Source organism: Rhodococcus sp. MEB064 (assembly GCF_000834565.1).
Lineage (GTDB): Bacteria > Actinomycetota > Actinomycetes > Mycobacteriales > Mycobacteriaceae > Rhodococcoides.
Genome location: NZ_JXQS01000018.1, coordinates 16,963 through 43,755, shown reverse-complemented (window position 1 = coordinate 43,755; position 26,793 = coordinate 16,963). Strand labels below are relative to the sequence as shown.

The window sequence follows — 26,793 nt, the reverse complement described above, 5'->3', positions numbered from 1 at the left end:
GCTTAGGCTGTGCTCACTCACTAGAGCTTACTCGCGGAGTTCAGGTGCAGAGTGAGGCGTTGCACGAACCGACCGATCGCCCCGCGATCACTCCCGGCCGGGAACTGCACCTGCGCGAACAGCGCACCCTCCCCCGCCGGCTCGTGGACGCTGAACGTCAGGTCCGCCCGAGGCCGACCCACCGGAACCGGCAGCAGCGCGGCGCCCGCATCCCCGAGGTCGGCGACGTGGTGGTGGACCATCAGGAACTGCGGACGACGCAGGTTCGACAGACCCGCCGCGTCGACGATGTCGACGTACGAAGGCCCCGAGCGGTCGAGCCCGGCGACGGTCTCGGCCTGCACGCGCGCCGCGACGGTGGCCAGATCGCCATTCGTCGACGTGCACACAGGGATCAGATCGCTGAACGCCCCGACCATGGCGTGCGTGTCCTCGTGGTCCCGGCCGGCGACGAGAGTCGCGACGACGATCTCGTCCCCCGCCCCGACGTCGGCGAGCGCCAGGGCGAACGCCGCGTGGAGCACGGACACGAGACTCACTCCCGGCACACCGGCCAACTCCGCCCGCAGGGATGCGTCGATCTCGACGGCCATGGCGTCGGATCCCGACTCCCCCACCGTGAACGGCAACGGGGCGCGTCCCGGTGCCGACGCCAAGGCCTCGGACCACGCATCGACGGTGCCCGGCGACGCCTCTCGGCGCTCGTTCGCCCACACCGCCACATCGCTGTAGCGGAGCGGGAGCGGGTCCGCCTGGTCGCCGCCCGCGACAGCACTCATCAGATCTGTCAGCAACGGCACCACGGACCACTCGTCGACGGCCCAGTAGTGCATGACCACGAGCAGCAGACGTTCCCCTGACTCATTGTGCAGCAGCACCATTCGCACGCCCGGTCGCCGCTCGAGGTCGAGAGGCTCCTGCGCGATCTCGAACGCCCGACGTCGGATGTCGTCCTGCGCGACGTCGGCGGTCTCCAGCCGCAGCGGATCCCCGAGGGCCGATCCCTCACCGGGGACCAGCACCGAGTGCAACGGTTCGTGTCGAGCCGCCACGGCGTCCACCGCGGCAGCCAGGATCGACTCGTCCACGTCGGGCACCTCGATCACCAGCGCATGATCGGCGAGAACCTGCGCCCCGCCGCCGAGCAGGACACTCTCCTGCATCGGCGACAGCGGGACGATTACCGGCCGCTCGGCTCGTGCCGACAGGCGTGGCCCGCCTCCCTGCGTACGACCCGAGATCCTCTCGGCCAGAGCGCGCACCGTCGGAGCTTCGAACACGTCGCGCACCGTGATGTCGACGTCGACACTCGATCGGACGGCCGATACCCACTGCATTGCTGCCATGGAATGCCCACCGAGAGCGAAGAAGTCGTCCTCCGTGCCGAGAGACTCAAGACCCAGGATCGACGCAGCCGACGAGACCAGCGCCCTCTCGACATCGTTCTCGGGTGCCCGTCCGCCGACGACCGCCGACCACTCGGGCTGCGGGAGCGCTGCCCGATCGAGCTTGCCGTTGGGCGTCAGGGGCAGCGTCCCGTCGACCACGACGACGAGGGTGGGCACCATGTAGTCGGGAAGACGCGTCGCGGCGTGAGCGCGCACGTCGTCCCCGTCCAGGTGCCCCTGCCCGGTAACGTATCCGACCAGACGGCTGACGCCCGACGACTCGTGCACGACGACGGCGGTCTGATCGACACCCTCGAACGACGCCAGGGCAGCCATGATCTCGCCCGGCTCGATGCGGAATCCGCGCACCTTGATCTGATCGTCGGCGCGGCCGAGGAAATCGAGATTGCCGTCGGCACGCCACCGCGCACGGTCGCCCGTGCGGTACATCCGGCCGCCGCCGAGGACGTCGGCGACGAATCGGTGGGCGCTGAGCCCGGGTTGCCCCAGGTAACCGCGGGCCAGACCGCGCCCGGCGATGTAGAGCTCACCGGAGACGCCGACGGGAACGGGCCGCAGCCGGTCGTCCAGGACGTAGGCGCGCTCGTTGGGGTCGGGCACGCCGATGGGCACCGACGACGTCCAGCCGGGCTGCGCCTGCCACAACGTGTTGTTGACCGTGGCCTCGGTGAGGCCGTAGGCGGCGAGGAGGTTCAGATGCTCCGACCACGCCGAGATGACCGCGGGCGGAACGGTTTCGGTTCCCACCAGCACGGTGCATCCCTCGGGCAGCGCACACCCGGGCGGAAGCGCCGCCATCAACGACGGCGGGATGATCGCGTGCGTGACACCGTGCTCGGCACAGAAGTCGGTGAGCTCCGGACCGGCCACGCGTGAGTCGTCCGGAACGATCACGAGGCGCGATCCGGTGCACAGTGCCATCGCGAGTTCGAACACGGCGACGTCGAAGCCGACGGATGCGAACTGCAGGACGACCGATCCTTGCGTCAACGCCATGCGGTCCTCGGCCGTCGCCACGAGGGACGAGATGCCCTCGTGCGGCACGAGGACGCCCTTGGGTCGACCCGTCGATCCGGAGGTGTAGATGACGTACGCGGCGGACTCGAGGGACGCCGAACGAGGGGGAAGTTCCCGATCCGTTGCCGACACCGATTCCAGCAGAACATGATCGATGCCCGACGGCACCTGATCGGACACAGCGGCCGTGGTGAGAATCGCCTGCGCGCCGGCGTCGGCAACCATGTAGTCGAGCCGATCGGACGGGTGTTTCAGATCGAGTGGCAGGTAGGCGGCACCCACGGCGAGCACGGCCATCGTCGCGGCGATCGTGTCGACCGACCGCGGAACAGCCACGCCCACGATGGACTCCGCGCCGATGCCTCTGTCCTGCAGGGCCGCAGCGATGTCTCGGACACGCGCGTGCAGCTGACGGTAGGTCCAGGTGGTGCGCTCGTCGACCACCGCCACGGCGTCCGGAGTGGTGTGCACCCACCGGAGATAGGAGTCGAACAGCGACTCCTCCGGAACGACGCGGGCCGTGTCGTTGAACTGCGTGACGACGCGGTCCCTCTCGCCCGGCAGGAAGATGTCGACGTCGTCGACGCGGACGGTGGCATCGTCCGCCATCGCGGTGAGCACCGCTATCTGGCGCTCGGTGATCGTCTCGGCGGTGCCCTCGTCGAACAGGTCCTCCGCGTACTCGAGCTCGAGCACGAGTCGATCGGACGTCAGGTCCTCGGTGTAGTTGAACACCAGATCGAACTTCGCCGGCGTCATCAGCGTCGCATCACCGTCGGCCATCGGGCCGGTGTGGTGACTGATCATGACCTGGAACAACGGATTCCGCGACATGCTCCGCTCCGGCGCCACGCGTGCGACGACCGCGTCGAACGGCACGTCGGCATGGGAGAAGGCGGCAAGGTCGACAGCACGGGCATCGAGGACGCTCTCCTCCAGCGTGCGATCACCGGACACATCGGACCGCAGCACCAGCGTGTTGACGAAGAACCCGACCAGTTGATCGAGGCCCTCCTCCCCGCGGCCGGCGACGGGTGCGCCGAGCACGATGTCGTCGGACCCTGTCATGCGGTGCAGCAGCACCGACGCGGCGGCGTGCACCGTCATGAAGACGCTGGCATCCGTGCGACGACCCAACGCTCGCAGCCGGCGGACGACGTCCGGGTCGATCTCTCGCCGGATCACCGACCCGCGGTGGCTCGGGCGCGGCGGCCGCGGGCGGTCGGTCGCGAGCTCGATCTCGTCGGGCGCACCGGCCAGAGCGTTCTCCCAGTACGCGAGTTGACGTCCGGCCAGCGACTGCGGATCGGACGGTTCACCGAGGAGCTTTGCCTGCCACAACGCGTAGTCGGCGTACTGGACGGGCAGCGGTGGACGGGTGTCCACGGCGCCTGCCAGGCGCGCCGCATAGGCCGCCATGAGGTCCGCCAGCAACGGCCGGTCCGACCACTCGTCGGTCGTGATGTGGTGCAGCACCAGGACGACGACGCATCCCTGCTCGACCGTCACCACCGCCGCGCGGATCGGGATGTCGCGGCGCAGGTCGAACGGTCGCTGCACCATTTCCGCGACGATCGGCGCGGGATCACCGTCGTGGAACGCCACGGACGGCGTCGCATCGGTCAGAACACGCTGTGCGAGAACGCCGTCGGTGTCGTCGAACACTGTTCGCAGGCTTTCGTGACGGTCGATCACATCACCCAGCGCCGCCGCGAACGCCGACGGGTCCACCCGCTCCGGGAGCGGAACGACGATGGGGAAGTTGTACGCGGCCGAAGCCGGATCGAGTTGATGCAGCAGCCACAACCGTTGCTGCGCAGCGGACATCGGAACCACCGCCGGCCGCTCGACGGGCCGGAGCACGGGCCGGTCGTCGCGACGTCGACCGTCGACGACGACAGCGAGAGCTGCGACCGTCGGTGCATCGAACAGGTCGCGAACAGCCAGCTCACACCCCAGAGCGGTCCGCGCGCGACCGATGACGCGAGTGGCCAGCAAGGAGTGGCCGCCGAGATCGAAGAAGTCGTCGTGGATGCCGGTGCCGACGCGGCCCAACACGTCGTCGAACACTCCGCACAGCGTGCGCTCGGTCTCGGTGCGCGGCGGCGTGGCCGCGGTGTCGACCTCGTCCGGCGCCGGCAGCGCCGCGACGTCGAGCTTGCCGTTCACCGTCATCGGGAATTCGGACACCAGGACCACCGCGGGGACCATGTAGTCGGGAAGCACGGCAGCACAGGATGTCCGGACGGAGTCGGCATCGTCCGCGTCCACGTACGCCACCAGACGCGCGAGTCCACCGGGACCGGTCGACACGACGACGGCAGCGCGGCGCACTCCGTCGAGAGCCGTCACGACCGAGGCGACTTCACCCGGTTCGACGCGGTGCCCGCGGATCTTGACCTGGTCGTCGGTGCGTCCGAGGTAGTCGATGAGCCCGGTCCGCGTGCGGCGCACCAGGTCGCCCGTGCGATACATCCGGGAGCCGTCACCCGAGGGGTCGGCGACGAAGCGGTCGGCGGTCAGCCCGAACCGGTCGGCGTATCCGCGAGACAGTCCTGCTCCCGCGATGTACAACTCCCCCGCCACACCGTCCGGGACGGGCCTGAGCCAGCTGTCCAGGATGTGCGCGCGGGTCGACCGGATGGCCGTTCCGACGGTGGGCGTGGCACTGTCGTCGGTTCCGGCACCGAGGGTGTTGATCGTGTACTCGGTGGGTCCGTACAGGTTGTAGCCCAGCACGCCGTCGGTGTCGCGCAGAGTGTTCCAGACGTCGTCGCCCACCGCTTCGCCGCCGAGCAGCACCAGCGCCGGTCGGTACCCGTCGAGAAGACCGGTGTCGAGAAGCAGGGCCGCGTAGGTGGGAGTCACGTTCACGACGTCGATGCGGTGAGCGTTCCCGTACGCCACGAGTGCCTCGGCGTCGCGTCTGAGCTCCTCGTCGGCGACGTGCACCTCATGGCCTTCGACCAGCCACAGCAGTTCTTCCCACGACATGTCGAAGGCGAACGACACGGTGTGGGCGATACGCAGAGTTTTTGCACCCGCCCCGGCCACGACGGGATCGAAGATCTCGCGCTGGTGGTTGAGCTGCATGTTGGTCAGACCCCGATACGGCGTGACGACACCCTTGGGCGTGCCCGTCGATCCCGAGGTGTAGATGACGTAGGCCGGGTGATCGAGACGTCCCGGCGAACCGGGGACGAAGCGGCCCAGTTCGGCTGCCGTCAGGGGTGTGTCGTCGAGCTGTTCTCCGAGCACCACGAGGCCGGGCCGACCCGACAACCTGGCGGCGACCGCGGACGTGGTGAGAATGCAGAGTGGTCGAGCATCGTCGAGAAGTGCGTGCACCCTCGCGTCGGGATGGTCCAATTCGATGGGCAGATACGCCGCTCCCGTGCGCAACACGGCGAACAGTGCGACCACCATGTCGAGGCTGCGCGGAATCGCCAGTGCCACGACGGTCTCGGGTCCGGCACCGCGCCCGAGAAGCATGCGCGCCACACCCTCGATGCGAGAGGCCAACTCGGCGTAGGTGAGCGAGTCCGATCCGGCGACGAGCGCCACCGCGTCCGGTGAGGCCTCCGCCGTCCGGAGCAGCATCTCGGTGACCGTCACGTCGGGAACACTCTCGAGGTCCGCGGAGTCCCTGACCACCGGCGTGACGACGGAGTCGGCGCCACGGTCGGCGTAGGTCGACAGCAGGTCGACGAACTCGTCGGTCACCAGGTCGACGCGCTCGACGTCGATGGCCTCCGGCCGGTACTCGACCGTCACGGCCAGCCGGTCCCCCGGCGTCACGACGACGGTGAGCGGGTAGTTCGTGTGGTCGATGCTGTCGCTGCCCTCGACTCCGTGCGCGGCGTTCAACGCCGACGCCGAGTCCTGGTTCACGAAGTTCTGCACCACGCACAGGGTGTCGAACAGGGTGCGGTGCGGGGACACCTCGATGATCTCGGCGAGGCCGAGGTAGTCGTGCTCCATCGCCTCGACCCGCTCGTTCTGCATGCGGCGCACCAGCCCGTCGATGCTCTCCCGAGGATCCAGCACGGCGCGCACCGGGACCGTCGACAGGAACATGCCGGGCGCGCTGTCCAGACCGTCCACCTCGGGCGGCCGTCCGGCGACGGTGATACCGAAGACGACGTCGGTCCGACCGGTGGCCGACGAGATCGCCAGTGCGAGTGCGGCGGTGACGACGGCATTGAGGGTGACGCCGCGCTCGCGTGCCGCACCGACGAGGGACGACGAGGTGTCCTTGTCGAGTTCTGCTCTGCGGCGCAACGGGATTCCGACGGGTGGCGCGAGGCGGTGCGCCAGCAGCGTCGGCTCCTCGAGACCACCCAGAGCGGTCGCCCATGCACGCCGCGCCGCATCGCGATCACGCGAGGCGAGCCACGTCAGGTAGCGCGCGAAGGTGGTGTCGGGCGTGCTCGGCAGGTCGGGGTTCTCGTAGCGCGCCAGCAGTTCGCCGACGACCAGTCCGTTGGACCAGCCGTCCCACACGAGGAACTGTCGGTTGATCACCACCCGGTCGCGCCCGTCCGGCAGGCGGAGCAGCAGCACTCGCCACAGTGGCGGCGACGCGAGATCGAACGGGGTGTCCCGGTCGGTCTGCATGATCTGCTCGGCCTCGGTCTCGCTGTCGACGGACACGTCCCGGACCGGGACGTCGTAGCGTGCCGACACCACCTGCACCGGTACGCCGGCTGCTGTCTGCGTGAACCCGGTACGCAACTGCGGATGGCGCCGCGCCACTGCCGTCGCGGCCGCCCGCAGACGTGGCAGGTCGAGTCGGCGTCCGAAGTCGAGGGCGAATTGCGCGGTGTAGATGTCGCGCTCACCGGCCGTGAGGCTTTCGAAGACCAGACCCTCCTGCAGCGGGGTCAGCGGCCAGACTGTCTCGACGGATTCGCCCAGCGCCGTCAGATCGTCCTGCGTGACCTGCGCGAGGGGCACATCCGAGGGCGTCAGAAGGGGTGGACCGGTGTGTGTCGCCGCGGCGTCAACGAGCTCGTCGAGGGCGCGGGACCACTCCGTGGTGATGGTGTCGATATCGCTGCGCTGCAGATGCATCGACGACCACGCGAACGCTGCCGACAGGACGTCGCCCTCGCACACCACGTTGATCACGAGGCGGTAGGGCCCACCCATGTCGGGGTCGGGATCCGTGCGCAACGGTTCCGGTGCGCGGTCGAACGGCGCGGTGCCCGCAGCGGGCACGCGGCCCAGGTAGTTGAGGAGGATCTGCGAGCGCTCGCCGCGGGCGAGAACCGCTGCGGTGCGGGCATTCCCGTACCGGAGGAGGCCGTACCCCAGACCGGCGTCGGGTGCCTCCCGCAGCGCCTCCTTGGTCTCGAGCAGCACAGCCGTCGGATCGGTGCCGGCACGCAGTCGCACCGGCGCGATCGAGGTGAACCAGCCCGTCGTACGGGTCAGGTCGGCCCCGCCCTGATCGGTTCGACCATGGCGCTCGAGATCGACGAGCACATCGTGGTCCAGCGACCATCGCGTCAGAGCAACCCGGAGCGCCGCGGCGATCACGTCGGTGACGTCCGCCCCGACGAACGCGGGGACAGCTCCGAGCACCGCGGACGTGGCATCGGGAGTGAGGTCGATACGGACGACATCGCCCTGTCCGACCACGGCATCCCCGTCGTCCGGGCCCAGAGAGGCACCGGGCGCGGTGACCGCGGACCAGTACGGCAACTCGGCGAGACGCTCCGCGCTGTGGGCACTCTCGTCGAGAAGGCGCCCGTAGGAGCGCAGCGAAGTCCGCACGCGGGCCGGCGCCGGGTCCTGCCCGCTGTCGTACGCGATCCAGGCCAGCGCCAGGTCCTCCAACAGAATCGACCAGGACACCCCGTCGACGACCAGGTGGTGCGCGACCAGCAACAGGCGCCCGGGATCGGCACCGCGGTCGAACCACACGACGCTGAGCACGTGTCCGTCCGCCGGGGCGAGTCGATCGGCCGCAGCATCGGACTGCTCGGCGACCAGGTCGGCGAACGCGTCGTCGATCGGTCCCGTGGCGTCGATACGCAGAACCGTGGTGGGGGCGTCGGCACGCACGGCGGTGGTCCACACACCGGGCGCATGCCGCGTGAGGACGGTGCGCAGACTGTCGTGGTGCGCGACCACCGCGTCCACGGCGCGCTGGGGCGCCGTGGGCAGCGCGGGTGCGGGGACCACGATCAGCGATGCCTGATTGAACCTGTCGGTGCTGCCGGACCACTCGGAGAGTCGATGGACCACCGGCAGTGCGCGGAGCTCACCGACGCCCGACTCGACCGCCGCCGCGGCGGGTTCCGGCGCCTGCACCTCGGCGACACCTGCGAGCGCCCGAGGCGTGCGCTGCTCGAAGACGTTGCGGGCCGTGATCTCGAGACCACTCCCGCGTGCGAGGTTGACCAGGCGGATGGCGAGGATGCTGTCGCCGCCGCGGGCGAAGAAGTCGTCGTCCGCGGACACGGTCTCGCCGCCGAGAACGGTGGAGAAGTGCCCGCACAGTACAGCGACGGGTCCGCTCGACGCGGCGTTCTCCTGTGGGGCCGCGGGACTGGCCAGTGACGCGAGAAGTGCAGCGCGGTCGAGCTTTCCGCTCGGACCCGTCGGCAGGTCGGCGACGACAGTGAGCGTGGTGGGCACCATGTGCTCGGGCAGCATCGCGGCCAGGTGGGCACGGATCTCGGTCTCGGGAGCGGAGGCGACGACGAAGGACGCGAGCTGCGCCGTTCCGCGGTCGGTGCGCACCACCGTGGCCGCGCGCTCGACGCCGGGATGGGACCGGAGCGCGGCATCGATCTCGCCGAGTTCGATACGGAATCCTCGGACCTTCACCTGTGAGTCCGCGCGTCCGAGGTACTCGAGTGTGTCCGCGCAGCGGCGCACCACATCGCCTGTGCGATAGAGCCGTTCGCCCGCGGGTCCGGCGACGAATCTAGTCGCGGTCAGAGCCGGACGTGCGAGGTATCCGCGGGCGAGTTGTGGACCGGACAGATAGAGCTCACCCGTCGTACCGGCCGGGACGGCCCCGAGCCACCCGTCCAGCACCCGATACCCGACGGCGGGCAGAGGAGTGCCGATGGGAACGACATCGCCGTCGATGCCCTGGACGCCGAGGGCTGCCGTCACGTCGACTGCCGCCTCGGTGGGTCCGTACAGGTTGTCGAGCCGGACGTTCGGGAGCAGTTGGGCGACCCGGCGCGCCGACTCGGCGGGCAGCGCTTCACCGCTGCAGACGACGACGCGCAGCGACGTGCACGAGGACACGTCCGGATCGGTGAGGAACGCGTCGAGCATGGACGGAACGAAGTGGATCCACGAGATCGACTGTGCGCGGATTACCTCGACCAGGCGCGCCGTGTCGCGGTGCGCGTCGGGGTCGGCGAGCACCAGGGTCGCCCCCGAGACCAGCGGCCCGAAGAACTCACTGACCGACACGTCGAAGCTGGACGGGGTCTTCTGCAGCACGCGGTCGCCGACAGCCAACGGCGTGGTCTGCCGCATCCACTCGAGCCGCGGCACGATGGCGCTGTGCGGCACCACCACTCCCTTGGGCAGACCGGTCGAACCCGACGTGTAGATGACGTACGCGGCGTCCGCCGGGGCAGGCGACGCGAGCAGGGCGGCGGCGGGCAGTTCCGCGAGGTCGCCGTCGAGAACGAGGACCGGGCGTGCGTCCTCGACCATGAACGCCAAGCGGTCGGCGGGGTATCCCGGATCGAGCGGCAGGTACGCGGCGCCGGTCTTCACGACGGCCAGCAGTGCGACCACCAGGTCGACGGACCGTGGGAGCGACACGGCGACGACGGCGCCGGGGCGCGCACCGCGTTCGACCAGGGCTGCGGCCACGCAATCGACCCGCGCGTGCAGCTCCGTGTACGTGAAGGAGTGGTCACCGTGGACGAGGGCGACCGCGTCCGGTGTCGCGACGAGCTGATCGTTCAGCAGGTCGACCAGCGTCCGACTCGGGACCGGATGCGGCCCTGCGAGTTCGGTCGGGTCCGTCGCACTCCGGATCTCGGCGAGACGCGTGTCGCCCGGGGCGGTGGCCACAGCGACGATGCTGTCGACGAGCGACGTCGCCATCGAGTCGGAGACAAGGGCGGCGTCGTACTTCAGTTCCAGCGTCAGTCGATCACCGGGAATCACCATGAGAGTCAACGGATACGGCGAGTTCTCGTCGACACGGACGCCGGTCAGCGCTATCTGCCCGGTCGGGTCGGTGACGGCTGTGGTGCCCAGGGGGTAGTTCTCGACGACCACGAGCGAGTCGAACAGGGAATCGACACCCGTGACGCGGCGCAGCGCCGGCACCCCGAGGTGATGGTGACCGAGAAGGTCGGCCTGCTCCTGCTGCCACCGCTGCACAGCGGTCGCGACGGTGTCCTCCGGCCGGAGACGCAGGCGCGCCGGAATGGTGTCGATGAACAACCCCACCATGCCCTCGATACCGGGCACCGGCGCCGAGCGACCCGCCACCGTCGATCCGAAGACGACATCGCGGCGCCCGGTCACGCGGGCAAGCGACAGCCCCCACGCGCAGTGCAGCATCGACCCCAGAGTCACTGCGGCGTCGCGGGTCCTGTCTCCGATGGTTCGGGTGACCTCCGGCGACAGCTCCACACGGACGGTGCGGGTTCCTGTCCCGGACGCGCCGAACGCGGGCACGGGAACCGACTCCTGCACTCCCTCCAGCGCCTCGCGCCACACTCGGGTCGACGCCTCGGTATCGCGGCTCACCAAGTGGCGGACCCAGGCGGCGGGCTGGGTGACGGGCGGCAGTGGAGAAGTCAGAGGTGTGTACGACGCGAGCATCTCGCGCACCATGATCGGGATGGACCAGCCGTCGGCGACGATGTGGTGGATCGACTGCACCAGCGACCACGACGTGTCGTCGTGGCGCACCACCGCGTACCGCACCAGCGGCGCGGACGTCAGCGGGAGTCCGGCGCGACGCTGATCGGCGAGGACGTCGTCGACGCTGCCCGTCTCGACGGAGAACGGCACGTCCACCCGGGAGTGCACCACCTGCACCACACGGCCGTCCTGCAGCGGGCGGAAGCTGGTGCGCAGCGACGCGTGGCGTGCGACGACGCGTTCCAGGGCGGTCCGCAACAGATCCGGCTCGAGTGGTCCACCGAGGCTCAGGACTTGCTGCACCACATAGGGATCGGTGTCGTCGAAGGTGCTGTGGAAGTAGATACCTTCCTGCACCGGCGTCAGCGGCAGCACGTCCTCGACGTCGCTCGGAAGCGACGACAGGTCGGCGTCCGTCAACGCTGCGAGGGGGAAGTCGCCGGCAGTGCGTCGCGCCGACGGGGCGGCCGCCGCGAGACGAGTCAGTGCGGCCGACCATGCGTCGACGAACGACTCGTCGACCACGCCGGGCACGCGTCGCAGAGTCGTCGTCACCCGGCCGTGCGACTCCAGCACGTCGAGCGTCAGGGCGTGCGACGTGGGCCGGTCCGGGTCCGCTCCACCGGTGAACGTCACTCCGCTGTCGCCGCCGCGGCCGAGGTAGTTGATCAGCACCCGCGGGGGATTCGCGGCCGCCAGGTCTTGCGTGAGGTAGCGGAGCGCACCGTAGCCGAGTCCCGAGTCCGGGCCGGCGCGCAGATGGTCCCGAACCTGCAGCAGCACATCGGCATCGGACAGGTCCCCGGTCGGAACCACGACGGGCCGCACGGTGGTGAACCACCCGACGGTGCGGGACAGGTCGAGCGACGGGTCACCCAGCGCGTCGACGTCGCGGCCGTGGCCTTCCACCTCGACCACGATCGACGGAGCCGAATACCCGTCCCAGGATGCGAGGGCGACGCCCAGTGCCGCGAGCAGCACCTCGGTCGGACCGGTGCGATACGCCGCCGCGACGTCGCCCAGCAGTGCACTGCTGTCGGCCTCGGACGCCGTGACCACATGGGTCACCATCGTGCCGTCGGTGTCGACGGCAGGATCGAGTTCCCGCGTGCCGACGGTGCCGCTCACGGTTCCGAGAACGTCGCGCCACCAGGGTAGTTCTTGATTCCATCGGCCCGCGCGGGCGGAACTGTCGAGCACGTCGGCCCAGCGTCGGACGGACGTCGTCACCGGAGGCAGTGCCGGCTCGCGCCCCTCCACCATCGCGGACATCGTCGCCAGCAGATCGCCGAGCAGGATGCGCCACGAGACACCGTCGACGACCAGGTGATGCACGGCCAGGACGAGCACGTCGTCGCCGAGCGACGCCGCCACCATGCCGCCGGGACGCTCGTGCGCCAGGCGAGCCACGGTCTCGTCGGTCGACGTGCCGTTCGAGATCTCCACCGGTTCGTGTGTGTCCGGGACGGTGAGGGCGCCGTCGCGCCACACTGCCCGCAGCGCCGGGTGGTGCGCGACGACATGGCGCACCGCCGCCCGGACGACATCGCGGTCGATGTCCGCCGGCACGGGGATACGAGCGGTCTGATGGAAACCGCCGAGGCGATCGTCCTGGTCGAGGACACGAGCGACGATGGGAGTCGTCGCCACGAGCCCCGTGGGATCGTCGTCGACCACGACGAGATCGGCAGGGGCAGCGGCGGCGATGGCCTCGGCGGTACGGAGCGTGAACACCTCACGCGGGCCGATCGCCAGACCCCGTGCACGAGCCTGCGCGACGACAGTGAGGGCCACGATGCTGTCGCCGCCGAGTGCGAAGAAGTCGTCGGTCACGCCGACGCTGTCCACGCCCAACGCCGACGCCATGGCTTCGCACAGCACCCGCTCACGCTCGGTGCGCGGCGCGACCGCTTCTCCCCTGGCCTGTTCCGGATCGGGGAGCGCTCGGCGATCGACCTTGCCGTTGGCCGTGGTGGGGAACGCGTCCAGGACGACGAAGGCGGACGGCACCATGTATTCGGGAAGCAACCTCGCGCAGTGCGCACGGAGAGCATCCACGCTGACGCCCGGAGCGATGACGTATCCGACGAGAGATGCTGCGCCGCTTCCGGTCCGACGGACATCGACCACGGCGCGGCGGACACCGGGGCACGACGCCACCGCGGCCTCCACCTCCTCGAGTTCGAGGCGCATGCCGCGGATCTTCACCTGATTGTCGACGCGTCCGAGGAAGTCCAGCGTGCCGTCCTCGGTCCAGCGTGCGCGGTCACCGGTGCGGTAGAGGCGCGCACCGTCGTCCGAGAACGGGTCCGCCACGAATTTCGACGCGGTCATCTCGGGCGCACCGACGTACCCGCGACCGAGGAGGAATCCCCCGGCGTACAGCTCGCCGCCCACTCCGACGGGCACCGGCCGCAGAGCCGAGTCCAACACGTACAGCCGGGTATTCGGGTTGGGTCTGCCGATGGACGTCGCGATGCGCGGCGCATCGCCGGTGTAGATCACGTGCGACACACCGATGGTCGCCTCGGCCGGTCCGTACCCGTGGTACAGCGTCGTCGTCAGCTGGGATCGAAAGCGCGAGAACAGTTCCGGTGTCAACACCTCACCGCCGCACCACACGTGCCGCAGTCCCGACAGCGACCCGTCGGTGTCCAGCGCGAGCAGCGCGTCGAGCATCGACGACACCAGGTAGACGAACGTGACGTGGCGCCGCGCGATGATGTCGAGGAGGTAGAGGCCGTCGCGTTCACCGCCGGGCTCGGCGACGACGAGCGTGCCGCCGGACAGCAGCGGCAGCAGGATCTCGTTCACCGAGATGTCGAACGACAGCGGAGCTTTGAACAGTGACGCGTCACCGGGCCCGAAGCCCAACACACGATCGCGCTGCCAGGTCATCCGCGCACAGATGGCCTCGTGGCGGATCATCGCGCCCTTCGGCGTTCCGGTACTGCCGGAGGTGAAGATGACGTACGCCAACCGTGACCCGTCGATACGCAGGTCGGGAGCCTGCGCCGAGAAGCCGTCGAATCGCCAGTCGTCCAGATCGACCGTCCACTCGTCGGATCCACCCAGCACGATCGCGGTGCGGGAATCGCGCTGCACACGGTCCCGGCGATCCTGCGGCCACTCGGGGTCGAGCGGAACGAAGGCACCGCCGGCCACCATCGCGGCGAGCACTCCGACAACCATCTCGAGGGAACGTGGCATCGAGATGGCAACCACGCCTTCGGGTTCCAGTCCGGCGGCCAGGAGGGCGTTCGCGAGCTGGTTCACCGTCGCACCCAGCTCCGAGTACGTCAGCTCCTTCTCGCCCAGCACGACGGCGAGCGCATCGGGAGTGGCTGCGACCTGCGCGGCGAACAGTTCGGGCACGGACGCCGAGACCGACGGCTCTGCCGTGTCGTTCCATTCGTGCACGACCCGGGTACGGTCGGCGGCCGACATCAGGTGCAACGACGACAACGTCGTGTCGGGATGCGCCAGAACCTGATCGAGAACCAGGCCGAACCGGTCGCGGTGCCCGATCAGGGCGTCGTGCGCACCGGGCCGTGACCGCAGGTCGAAGACCAGCGACTCGTCGTCGCGGCCACCGGTGACCGTGACGTCGAGATCGCGCACCGGGCCGGTCTCGAGGCTGCGCATGTGCGCCGGGAACCCGCCGACGTCGATGCCGTGCTGCACCATCAGGACGTTGATGCCCGGACCGTGAACCAGACGGTGAGGATCGTCCTCGCGCAGTGCACGCACGATGTCCTCACCGCGGAACCGGCCGTGACGCACCGCGCCGATCGACGCGCGTTCGAGTTCCCTGGCGACGTCCGCGACGGTCATCGCCGGGGTCAGCTGCAACCGCAACGGAAGAATGGTCGACGCCATGTACGGCGTCGTCCGCGCACGCCTGCCCACACGGGCAGTCGACGGCAGGGACACCATCAGGTCGTAGGTGCCGGTCACGGCGGCCAGGTACGCCACCCACACGGCGGGGGCCAGCCGGGTGCGGCGGATGTCGTGCTCCTCGCCGTACGCGTACAGCGGCGCCAGGCGGCCGGAGGGTGCCGAGACACGTTCGGTGACGGCGGAGCCGGTGTCCGGGACGTCGGGCAGCAGCAACGGCGGCTCGGGGGCATCGGCCAACCGGCCGATCCAGTACTCGCGGTCGCGTCGGAAAGCATCCGACCGGCGGTACTCGGCATCGGCGTCGACAAGCGGTTCGAGGGCCCACGCCCCGGGGGCTGTCCGGCGACTCGGATCGGCGTAGCGCGCGCGGACCTCGTTGAAGATCAGCGACATTCCGAAGCCGTCGACGACGGCGTGGTGGTAGCGCTGATGCCAGAGAACGTGGTCGTCGGCCAGCCGGAGCAACGCGGTTCCGAACAGGTCTCCCGCGCCGGTCGTGTCCGCCGACGCGATGTCCGCGGCGATCCATGCTTGCGCCTCGGCCATCGGATCGGCCGCCGAACGCAGATCGACGAGCGCTACCGACCACTCGTCGTCGTGCACGCGGTGTTGGACGGGCTGCTCGCCGCTGAAGTCGAAGCGGACGTGGACGGCGTCCGACTCGGCGATGACCGAGCGGATCACCTCGCGTGCGTGGTCGACGTCCAGCGGGCCGGTGATCTCGACCTGCAGCGAGATCACGAAGTCGGTGCGCTCACCCAGGAAGTGCTGCGCGGTCCAGACCTCGGCCTGCGCGGTGGTGAGCGGAAGCGTGGAGATTCGTGGCAGCGCTTCGCCGACCGTGACCCGTTGCATGAACGTAGGCTAACCTAAGACTCACTCCTGCAGGAAAGACAGGATGGCCGCATTGACCTCGTCGGGCTTCTCGAGATAGCCGTAGTGCCCGGCGTCGGCGATCTCCACGTACCGGGCTCCGGGAATCAGGTCGGCGACCTCCCGCGACAGGTACGCCGGGATCATCCGGTCGTCCGCGAACCCCAGCGACAGGCACGGAACTGTCACCGCGCGGTACGCCTCGCGGCGGTCGAACGTCTCGTCGAGGGAAATCTGAGCGCGCTGGCCGGGAGTGAGCGGCTGCACCGAGAATTCGAACAGGTCCAGCCAGTCGCGAGCCTTCGCGTCGTCGGACAACGATGCCGGGGACAGGTTCAGCGCGGCCGTGACCGCCGCGGCGTACTTCGCGGGGAGCTTCACGCCGCTGTCCGCCAGTTCCCTCTCGCCGGCACCGAGCACCTTCTGGAACGCGTCGAGCCGGGCGTGACCGGCCGCGAAGATGGCCTTCGAGACCAGGTCGGGCCTGGTCAATGCCAGTTCCTGGGCCACCCGCGCACCCATCGAGGTACCGACGACGACGGCTTTCTCCGAGGCGTCGGACCGCAGGTACTCGATGAGCGCCGCGGTGTCCGCGACCAGATCCTCGATCACCATGCCGCCCGCGCTCTCGTCGGTCGGTGCGATACCGCGATTGTCGAACGTGCAGACCCGGTATCCCGCGGCCGTCAGCGCTGGGACCTGGTGGAGTTGCCACACGCGGCCCGGGCTGCCGGTCCCCATCACCATGACGACGAGCGGACCCTTGCCCGTCACGGTGTAGTTGAGGCGGATGCCGTTGATGGTGCCGATGGGCATGACGGGGTCCTTCCGGTGATGCAGACAGTGTTCCGGTGGACGCTACCGGGCGTGACTTTGCAGGGGATGCGCCACTTCTCCTAGTCTTGACGTGCGGCCCGACCGGGATCGCCGACGAGCCGAACCACGAACACGACGGAGAAGCACATGGCCGCGGATACCACCGAGACGACAGACATCGCCGACGAAGAGATCGAAACCCTCACCGAGGAGACCGCACGCATGGCGCGTCGCGTCGTCGCCGCCTACGCGACCGACGCCGACGAATGCCGCATGCTGCTCTCCATGCTGGGCGTCGCACCCCCCGCACTCACCGAGTAGGTCCGCCGGCGGGTGTTCACCCCGCCGGCATCGTCATCAGGTTGGCGATCTCCGAGCGGGGTACGCCCACGAGTGACAGCGTCTCGCCCAGACAGAGGATCATCAGTGACCGGTGCAGGTTCGGATTTCGTCGTCGTCGCCAACAGGTTGCCCGTCGACCTCGATACCGCGCCCGACGGGTCCCGTCGATGGAAGCGCAGCCCCGGCGGTCTGGTGACCGCGCTGGAGCCCATCCTGCGCAGCAACAACGGCGCGTGGGTGGGTTGGCCGGGCGTCCCGGACGTCGACGTCGAACCCTTCGAGGACGACGGCCTGGAACTGGTTCCTGTCCCACTGTCGGCCCAAGAGGTCGCCGACTACTACGAAGGCTTCTCCAACGCCACCCTGTGGCCGCTCTACCACGACGTCATCGTGCGTCCGGTCTACGACCGGGCCTGGTGGGACGCCTACGTCGAGGTCAATCGCCGCTTCGCCGAAGCCACGTCGAAGGCCGCCGCGGAGAACGCCACGGTGTGGATCCAGGACTATCAGCTCCAGCTAGTTCCCAAGATGCTGCGGATGCTGCGGCCCGATCTGACCATCGGCTTCTTCCTGCACATCCCGTTCCCCCCGGTCGAGCTGTTCATGCAGATGCCGTGGCGCACAGAGATCGTCGAAGGCCTCCTGGGCGCGGACCTCATCGGATTCCACCTGCCGGGTGGAGCCCAGAACTTCCTGTACCTCTCCCGCCGCCTGGCCGGGCAACCCACCTCGCGCGGCACCGTCGGAGTGCGCTCCAAGCTCGGTCTCGTGCAGGTGGGCTTCCGCTCCGTACGCGTCGGCGCGTTCCCCATCTCCATCGATTCCGGTGACCTGGACGAGAAGTCGCGTCGAAAGCCGGTCCGGGACCGCGCCAAGGAGATGCGTAAGGAGCTGGGCAATCCGAAGACGATCATGCTCGGCGTCGACAGGCTCGACTACACCAAGGGCATCGACGTCCGCCTCGAAGCGTTCCTCGAGCTGCTGGCCGAGGAGCGCGTCGACCCCGAGGACGTCGTGATGATCCAGGTGGCCACACCGAGCCGCGAGCGCGTCGAGAGCTACAAGCAGATGCGCGGTGAGATCGAGAGCATGGTGGGGCGCATCAACGGCGAGTTCAGCCGCGTCGGGCACCCCGTCGTGCACTACATGCACCGGCCCATCCCCCGCGACGAACTGATCGCCTACTACGTGGCGGCCGACGTCATGCTGGTCACGCCGATCCGCGACGGCATGAACCTCGTCGCCAAAGAGTACGTGGCGTGCCGCAGCGACCTCGGCGGATCGCTGGTACTCAGTGAGTTCACGGGCGCCGCAGCTGAATTGCGGCAGGCCTACCAGTGCAACCCGCACGATCTGAACAGCGTCAAGGACGCCATGATCGCCGCCATCGAGCAGGACGCCGAGGCGGGCCGACGCAACATCCGGGCGATGCGTCGACAGGTTCTCGCCCACGACGTGGACCGGTGGGCGCGATCCTTCCTCGCCGCACTCGGCCGCACCGGCGAGGACGACACGAGCCAGATGATCACCAACCGGGACATCTGATGCACGGGAACCTGCGCTAGTGGCCGAAGCCCAAGTGGTGCAATGCCATCGGCTTCGACGCGATCTACTGGTGGTGCGACTCGTCGGCGATGTCGTGGATTTCGAACCGGGGCAGTCGGTGGCCGTGACGGTGCCGTCGTCGCCCCATCTGCCGCGGCGCTACTCCCCCGCGCTGCCACCGTCACGAGACGGCAAGTACGAGTTCCACATCCGTGCCATCCCGGCCGGGTGGGTCAGCGGCGTCATCGTCAACGACACGCGTGAAGGCGACATCTGGACGATCGACGACCCCGCGGGCGATCTACGGGTGGACGACACGGACGACGACATCGTCATGGTCGCCGGCGGAACGGGCCTGGCACCGATGCGAGCACTGCTGCTCGACCTGGCTCGCCGGCCCCGACCTCCCCGAGTGCACCTGTTCGTCGGGGGACGCTCGCCCCGTGACCTCTACGCCGCGGACATGCTGTCGCTGATCGCGCGAACCGCGGACTGGCTCACCGTCATTCCCGTCGTCGAGAAGATGACGGACCCGATGTACCGGGACGAATACTTCGATGCCGCCGAGACCCGTCGCCTGCAGACGGCACCCGACACCGGCTTCGGCGCCGGGGACTATCTGCAAGGGCGCGTCGGCGAAGTGGTCGCGCGACGAGGGCCGTACCTGTCGCAGCGGGTCCTGGTATGCGGGTCCCCCGCCATGTCCGCGTTCACCCTGCGAGCCCTGACAACGACAGGAACACCCGTGGCGAACATCCGCCACGGGTGATTGTCATTGCTGTCGTGGGTTTCTGGGCTTCCAGACCACCAGCGCGTTGCTCCGCACCGGAACCAGATCGCGTCGATACCCGGCGTGAACCTGCGCGAGTTCCGACGCCATCTCGGTGATGCGCGCCTGCAGCGCCTCCACCTGGTTGGTCAGCTCGATGATGCGCTTGATGCCGGCGAGGTTGACACCCTCGTCCTGCGAGAGACGTTGCACCTCACGCAGAAGCGCGACATCGCGCGGCGAGTACCGGCGGCCACCGCCCGTCGTACGGAACGGTGTCACCAGCCCCAGGCGGTCGTACGTGCGCAGCGTCTGGGCATGCATGCCGGCGAGTTCGGCCGCGACCGAGATGACGAAGATCCGTGCATCCGGGTCGGCGCCCGCATCACGCGGCTGCTGATCCGTGGGACGATCCTTCTCCCCGGCCATCAGGCACCGGGCCAACCGGATCGAGGATCGAAACCGCTCGCCTTCTCCGCCGCGGCGTACGTCTCCAACGCCTCCCGTGCAGCGTCGTCCAGCTCGGACGGCACCGCGACCTTGACGGTGACCAGCAGGTCACCCGTCGCCGTCTTCTTCGGTACGCCGCGCCCCTTGACCCGGAACGTGCGCCCGTCGACCGTGCCGGCCGGAACCTTCAGTCCCACACGGCCGTCGAGGGTCGGGACGGACAGGGTCGTTCCCAGCACCAGTTCGCTGTAGGCGACGGGGACGGTCAGCGTCAGATCGTCCGCCGTGCGGCCGAACACCGCGTCGGGCCGAACGTGGATGGTGACCAGCAGGTCTCCCGCGGCAGCGCCGCGAAGTCCCGCCTCGCCGCGACCCGCGACGCGTACCCGCTGCCCGTCGGTCACACCGGCCGGCACCCGCACCGTCACCGAGCGGGTGCGGTTCTGCACACCCGTGCCGCGGCAGTCCGCGCACGGATCGTCGATGATCGAGCCGGTACCGCGGCAGTCGTCGCACGGCTCGCTGAAGCCGAACGCACCCTGGTTGCGGCTGACCACACCGGCACCGTTGCACCGCGGGCAGACCCGCGGGCTGGTGCCCGGCTTAGCTCCACTGCCGTGGCACGTGGTGCACGACGACGGGCTCGTGATCGACAGGGGCACAGAGGTTCCCACTGCCGCATCACGGAAGTCGAGCGTCACCTCCGCGGCGAGGTCGCTGCCCCGACGCGGTCGCGACGACGATGCCTGCGTGCGGCCGGGGCCGCCGCCGCCGCGGTTGAACAGTCCTCCGAAGAGGTCGCCCAGATCCGCTCCTCCGTTGGCGCCTCCGAAGAGGTCACCCACGTCGAAACCACCGGACGTTCCGCCGCCACCGAAGTTGGTTCCGCCGCCGGGCGAGAACCCACCCCGGCCGAAACCACCACTGGCGAACAGCGATCGAGCTTCGTCGTACTCCTTGCGCTTCGCAGTGTCGGAGAGAACCGCGTTGGCCTCACTGACCGCCTTGAAGCGCTCCTCCGCCTTCGCATCCCCCGGATTGGAGTCCGGATGGTTGTCGCGCGCGAGCTTGCGGTACGCCTTCTTGATCTCGTCCTGCGTCGCGGAGGAGGAGACACCCAGCTCCTTGTAGAAGTCCTTCTCGATCCACTCCCGTTGGCTCACCGGTTGCCTCCTCCTTCCACGTCACTCACTGCCGAGAACTATGCCTGGTCGGACGCCGCATCGGCGCCTGATCCGTCGACGACGGCAACCATGGCGGTGCGCAACACTCGGTCGCGCGCCGTGTAACCCCTGCGGAAGACACTGCCGACCACAGGATTCGAACCATCACCCTCGTGCTGCACAGCCTCGTGCAGAGCGGGGTCGAACGCGTCGCCCTCGGCGCCGAAACCGACGACGCCCTGAGCGGTGATGACGGATTCGAGCTTGTCCGCCACCGACTTCAGCGGCCCCTTCTCGAGGTCACCGTGCTGACGCGCCCGGTCCAGATCGTCGAGCACACCGAGCAACTCGGCCAACACCGACGCCTTGGCATTGTCTATGTCCACCTGCTTGTCCCGTGCGACGCGTCGCCGATAATTGGCGAACTCCGCACTCAGACGTTGCAGGTCGGCCGTGAGCTCCGCCTTCTCGTCCTTCTCCGGCGCGGCGTCGGCCTCGGGGCTCTCGGCTTCGAGAACCTCAGGCTCGCCGGACTCTGCGTCTACCGGGTCCGAATCTCCGCCGGGCTGGGGCGCCGTGGCGGAACCCGCGAGGGATTCCTCCACGGCGGGATCCACGTCCGGAACGCCGTTCCCGGTGTCGTCAGCACTCACTTCTTGTCCGTGTCGACCGGCTCGTCCACGACCTCGGCGTCGACGACATCGTCGCTACCGTCGGTCGGGGCGGCGCCGTCGGCACCTGCTCCGTCGGCTGCTGCCGACTCGTACAGTGCCTGACCCAGAGCCTGCGACTCCGTGCTCAGCTTCTCCACCGCTGCCTTGATGGCGGCGATGTCCGTGCCGTTCAGAGCGGTGCGAGCCTCGGCGATGGCCGACTCGACCTTCTCCTTGGTCTCCGCAGGAACCTTGTCCTCGTTGTCCTTGACGAACTTCTCCGTCTGGTACACGAGCGACTCGGCCTGGTTGCGGGTCTCGGCCTCCTCGCGACGGGTCTTGTCCTCCTCGGCGTGAGCCTCGGCGTCCTTGACCATGCGCTCGATCTCCTCCTTGGAGAGGCCGGAGCCCTCCTGGATCTTGATCGTGTTCTCCTTGCCGGTGCCCTTGTCCTTCGCCGTCACGTGCACGATGCCGTTGGCGTCGATGTCGAACGTGACCTCGATCTGGGGAACACCGCGCGGTGCGGGCGGCAGCTCCGTCAGCTCGAACGAGCCGAGAAGCTTGTTGTGCGAGGCGATCTCGCGCTCACCCTGGAAGACCTGGATCTGCACCGACGGCTGATTGTCGTCCGCCGTGGTGAAGGTCTCGGACCGCTTGGTCGGGATGGTGGTGTTGCGCTCGATGAGCTTGGTCATCACGCCACCCTTGGTCTCGATGCCGAGGGACAGCGGCGTGACGTCGAGGAGCAGAACGTCCTTGACCTCACCCTTGAGCACACCGGCCTGCAGTGCGGCGCCGACGGCCACGACCTCGTCCGGGTTGACGCCCTTGTTGGGCTCGCGTCCACCGGAGAGCTCCTTGACCAGCTCGGACACTGCCGGCATACGGGTGGAGCCACCGACGAGCACGACGTGGTCGATGTCCTTGACCGCGATACCCGAGTCCTTGACCACGGCCTGGAACGGCGCACGAGTGCGGTCGAGCAGGTCGGAGGTGATCTTCTGGAACTCGGAACGGCTGAGCTGCTCGTCGAGGAACAGCGGGTTCTTGTCGCCGTCCACGGTGATGTACGGCAGGTTGATCGAGGTGCTCTGGCTCGAGGACAGTTCGATCTTGGCCTTCTCCGCTGCCTCACGCAGGCGCTGGAGAGCCATCTTGTCCTTGGTCAGATCGATACCGTTCTGAGCCTTGAACTTGTCGACGAGCCACGTGACGATGCGCTCGTCCCAGTCGTCGCCACCGAGGTGGTTGTCACCGGACGTGGCGCGGACCTCGACGACACCGTCGCCGATCTCGAGCAGGGACACGTCGAACGTGCCGCCACCGAGGTCGAACACGAGGATGGTCTGTTCCTTCTCGCCCTTGTCCAGGCCGTACGCCAGCGCAGCCGCGGTGGGCTCGTTGACGATGCGCAGGACGTTGAGGCCGGCGATCTGGCCGGCTTCCTTCGTGGCCTGACGCTGTGCGTCCTCGAAGTACGCGGGAACGGTGATGACGGCGTCCGTGATCTCCTCGCCCAGGTACGCCTCGGCGTCACGCTTGAGCTTCATCAGAGTGCGGGCGCTGATCTCCTGCGACGTGTACTTCTTGTCGTCGATGGCGACAGTCCAGTCCGTACCGATATGGCGCTTGACCGAGCGAATCGTCCGGTCGACGTTCGTGACGGCCTGGTTCTTCGCGGACTGACCGACGAGGACCTCACCGTTCTTGGCGAACGCGACGATGGACGGGGTGGTGCGTGCACCCTCGGAGTTGGCCACCACGACCGGTTCGCCGCCCTCGAGGACTGACACGACCGAGTTGGTGGTCCCGAGGTCGATTCCGACGGCACGAGCCATTTGTAACCTCCTGATAGATGCTGCAGATGTTTCGAAAGGCGTCTGCCTGAGCGAACTGGACTCAAGTTTGCCTTCCGGATCCTCGACCCGTCAAGTTGTACTTGAGTGACCCACGCTCAATGGCAGTCGTACGGCTCAACGGAGGGGTGCGCGAGTTTGTTCCCGTGGCGTCCGGGCGTGCTCGAGCGTCCACGAGTCGACCGATTCCCCGACGATGACAACGAGTTGTGGACACTGAGGCACGGTGGGTGCATCTGGTTGCACCCGATCGCACGCTTTTCTACCGAACGGCAGATTCCGGCGCGATTGTGTGCAGAAACGTGCACGAGCGTCCAGAAGTCGACCGGATCGACGGGATCCCGTCGACGACAGCCAGTTGTGGACACTCAGGCACGGCCGACACGTGCACTTCGCCCGAGCGCCCCGGCAGTTAGGGTCCACGGCATGTCCCTGACGGCCCGAGGTCTCACCCGCACGTTCGGACGCCACACAGCGGTCGCCCACGCCGACGTCACGCTGACTCCCGGCAGGGTGACCGGGCTGGTCGGACCCAACGGCGCCGGCAAGACGACACTGCTGCTCATGCTCGCCGGCCTCCTGGCTCCCGACTCCGGAACCCTCCAGTTGGACGGGTCGCCGGTCGAGACGGTCGCACTTCGGCGGGCCGTGGGGTGGATGCCGGACGTGTTCGGCACCTGGGACAGCCTGACCGCGTCGGAGATCCTGTCGACGTTCGGACGGTTGCACGGACTGTCGTCGCAGGACGCTCGTGCCCGCGCCGCCGAACTGCTGCAGCAGGTCCATCTCGACGACCGCGCCGACCGACCTGCCCACGAGTTGTCCCGCGGTCAGAAGCAGAGGCTCGGCTTCGCACGCGCACTGGTGCACAGTCCACGACTACTTCTGCTCGACGAGCCGGCGTCCGGCATGGATCCGCGCTCGCGAGTCGAACTGCGTGACGAGATCCGACGCCTCGCCGACGGAGGATGCGCCGTACTGGTGTCGTCCCACATCCTCACCGAGTTGTCCGAGATGGTCGACGACGTGATCGTCATGACCGACGGCCGCACGCGGGACTCCGCGCCGCCGGTCGAGCGTTCGTGGCGTGTGCGGGAAGCCGGTCGTCCCGCGTCCTCGGCGACGATCCTGCACTTCCCCGACGAGGAGGCCGCTGCGCAGCATCTGCGCACCCTGGTGGAGTCGGGCGCGCAGGTCGCCGAGTTCGCTCGGGTGGACTCGCAGCTCGAGGACACCTACCTCGCACTCGACGCGGACAGGACCTGACATGGCGGCACGGATGAGTAGCTGGTGGTCGGTGGTCGGCGTGCTGATCGGCCTCGAACTCCGGCAGCGACTGCGCACCACCCGGTGGCGCATCACCCTGGCCGTCACGTTCACGGTCATCTCGCTGGCCGTGTTCGGGTCGATGTACCTGGCACTGTCGGTGGACGAAGCCGATGCGAACTACGACGGCTGGGCGCGCAACCTCTACGCGGTGGTGCTGGGAGTCGAGCTGTTCCTCGGCGTGGTACTCGCCCCCACCCTCACTGCGACCTCGATCAACGGTGACCGCAAGGACGCGACGCTCGCTGTGGTGCAGGCGACGCCGATCAGCCACTGGCAGTTGGCCGTCGGCAAGCTTCTCGGGTCGTGGGTGTCCTGCCTCGCGCTCGTCGCCGTGGCGTCGCCGTACCTGGTGTGGGGCATCGTCGCCGCTCCGTACGGCGTGGGCATATCCGTGCTGGGCGTGATCGTTCTCTGCCTGATCTTCCTGTGCTACTGCGGGATCGGGCTGGGGTACTCCGCGCTGACCGCTCGGCCGGCAGGTTCGGCCGTCCTGACGCAGGCCACCGTGTTCTTCCTCGTCCTGGGCCTCCCGGCGCTGTTCGGCCTGCTCTATACGACGACTGCCGAGGACCACGTCGTGGTCGAAGCCGACTACACGTACGCCGACGACGCCACGTACGACTCCTTCCCGGAGTGCCGCGACGTGACCGCCGTCCGCAGCTACAACCACACCGAGCGGATCTGGTGGTTGCTGGCACCCAACCCGTTCCTCATGCTCCCGGATGTAGTGGCGGCGCACGACAACCCGAGCGTCCGAGTCTGGCCGACGGACCAGCGTCCACCCGACCCCAGTGTGGCGAGGCCAGTAGCGGAACTGTTGTCGACGGCGAGAACCGGGCCCTATGTCGCGGAGCCGACCTGCGCGGAGTCCATGTCTACCTACAGCTCGGACGGATCGATCACCGGCTTCTACCAGAAGCAGGTCGCCTTCGAGTCTGCGGACGTGGGACGAAGTTGGTACCTCGGGTTGGCCGTCAACGTCATCCTGGGAGCTTTGGGACTCACGGTCGCCGCGCGCCGACTTCGCGTTCCCGCCCGCACCCTGCCGAGGGGCGTGCGGATCGCCTGAGGCGCTCAGCTCAGCCGTCCGCCCCCGTCGACGTGGAGGGTGGTTCCGGTGACGAAGCCGTTGGTGAGTGCGAGAAGTACTGCAGCCGAGACGTCGTCGAGTCGGCCCACTCGCCGAGCGGGGTTCTTCGCGGCGGTGGCCTCGAACATCGCCTGCTTGTCGTCGCCCATCCCGTCCCAGGCGCCCGAGTCGACGATGCCCGGCGAGACGGCGTTCACGCGCAGTGGCGCGAGTTCCACCGCAAGGGCCTCCGCGAGGACAGCGACAGCACCGTTGGTGGTGGCCATGACAGCGAGGCCCGGCGCCGGCTTCCATGCGGCGACACCGGAGAAGAAGACGAACGAGCCGCCCTCACGCAGCACGGGCGCGAAGTGTTTGGCCAGCAGGATCGGGCCGATCACCTTGGCAGCGAAGGCGCCCTCGACGGCGGCACGATCGAGCCCTGTGACCGGTCCGTTGGCGTGGTTCGCCGCGAGCGACACGACGTGATCGAGAGGTGCGAGTGTCGTGACGGCGTCGGCGATGGAGGACTCGTCGTCGAGGTCGAGGTGCACCGCCGAGGCGCCCGAACCCAGTTCGGCGACCGTGTCGGCGAGCGATTCGGGTCGCCGTCCCCCGAGCACGACCTCGGCACCGGCCGCGATGGCGTCCTCGGCGATGCGACGCGCGATGCCCGACGAGCCGCCGACGAGCAGGATCCGGGTGTTCTGCAAGGTGCTCATGTCGTGTGTCCCTTCCGC

At 68.6% G+C, this 26,793-nt stretch carries 12 protein-coding genes; 5 read left to right on the top strand and 7 right to left on the bottom strand.

Translation table 11 applies throughout. The annotated features are described in order from the left end of the window. Positions 1–20: 20 nt before the first annotated feature. Both RU01_RS09510 and RU01_RS09505 read right to left on the bottom strand, forming a co-directional pair. Positions 21–16,040, bottom strand: a complete 16,020-nt coding sequence (locus tag RU01_RS09510) for a non-ribosomal peptide synthetase (RefSeq protein ID WP_042574311.1) — start codon at positions 16,038–16,040, stop codon at positions 21–23. A gap of 21 nt (positions 16,041–16,061) precedes the next feature. After that, positions 16,062–16,874 (bottom strand): alpha/beta fold hydrolase, encoded by an 813-nt coding sequence (locus RU01_RS09505; RefSeq protein WP_042574310.1) that lies wholly within the window; start codon positions 16,872–16,874, stop codon positions 16,062–16,064. Between the two features lie 147 nt (positions 16,875–17,021). On the opposite strand from RU01_RS09505, the gene RU01_RS23130 reads away from it, so the two are divergent. The 3 genes from RU01_RS23130 to RU01_RS09495 all read left to right on the top strand — a co-directional run bounded on the left by RU01_RS23130 (position 17,022) and on the right by RU01_RS09495 (position 19,530). Next, entirely contained in the window at positions 17,022–17,195 is a 174-nt protein-coding gene (locus RU01_RS23130) for a hypothetical protein (protein WP_197074725.1), read from the top strand. A 72-nt stretch (positions 17,196–17,267) separates the two neighbouring features. After that, on the top strand, positions 17,268–18,761 hold the full coding sequence (locus RU01_RS09500) for a trehalose-6-phosphate synthase (protein ID WP_082043003.1): 1,494 nt from the start codon (positions 17,268–17,270) through the stop codon (positions 18,759–18,761). 70 nt (positions 18,762–18,831) lie between these two features. After that, entirely contained in the window at positions 18,832–19,530 is a 699-nt protein-coding gene (locus RU01_RS09495; RefSeq protein ID WP_231568654.1) for an FAD-binding oxidoreductase, read from the top strand. A gap of 3 nt (positions 19,531–19,533) precedes the next feature. On the opposite strand, the gene RU01_RS09490 is transcribed toward RU01_RS09495, so the two are convergent. From RU01_RS09490 to dnaK, 4 genes are read right to left on the bottom strand one after another with little or no spacing between them, the layout of a single operon-like run. Next, a complete protein-coding gene (locus RU01_RS09490) occupies positions 19,534–19,959 on the bottom strand; it encodes a heat shock protein transcriptional repressor HspR (RefSeq protein ID WP_042574307.1) in 426 nt (141 codons plus the stop codon). Beyond that, on the bottom strand, positions 19,959–21,143 hold the full coding sequence (gene dnaJ, locus RU01_RS09485) for a molecular chaperone DnaJ (RefSeq protein ID WP_042574306.1): 1,185 nt from the start codon (positions 21,141–21,143) through the stop codon (positions 19,959–19,961). Before dnaJ ends, RU01_RS09490 begins: the two co-directional genes overlap by 1 nt. Positions 21,144–21,181: 38 nt before the next feature. Further along, complete coding sequence (grpE, locus tag RU01_RS09480) at positions 21,182–21,748, bottom strand: nucleotide exchange factor GrpE (RefSeq protein ID WP_442970491.1); 567 nt, start codon at positions 21,746–21,748, stop codon at positions 21,182–21,184. A gap of 44 nt (positions 21,749–21,792) precedes the next feature. Next, a complete protein-coding gene (dnaK, locus tag RU01_RS09475) occupies positions 21,793–23,637 on the bottom strand; it encodes a molecular chaperone DnaK (RefSeq protein WP_042574304.1) in 1,845 nt (614 codons plus the stop codon). A gap of 444 nt (positions 23,638–24,081) precedes the next feature. On the opposite strand from dnaK, the gene RU01_RS09470 reads away from it, so the two are divergent. Then, positions 24,082–24,921: an ABC transporter ATP-binding protein gene (locus tag RU01_RS09470; RefSeq protein ID WP_042574303.1), complete on the top strand. Its 840-nt coding sequence runs from the start codon at positions 24,082–24,084 to the stop codon at positions 24,919–24,921. Between the two features lies 1 nt (position 24,922). Further along, positions 24,923–26,053: an ABC transporter permease gene (locus RU01_RS09465; RefSeq protein WP_042574302.1), complete on the top strand. Its 1,131-nt coding sequence runs from the start codon at positions 24,923–24,925 to the stop codon at positions 26,051–26,053. 5 nt (positions 26,054–26,058) lie between these two features. On the opposite strand, the gene RU01_RS09460 is transcribed toward RU01_RS09465, so the two are convergent. Beyond that, positions 26,059–26,775 carry an SDR family oxidoreductase gene (locus RU01_RS09460; RefSeq protein ID WP_042574301.1) on the bottom strand — a complete coding sequence of 239 codons (717 nt, stop codon included), beginning with the start codon at positions 26,773–26,775 and terminating at the stop codon, positions 26,059–26,061. Positions 26,776–26,793 lie beyond the last annotated feature (18 nt).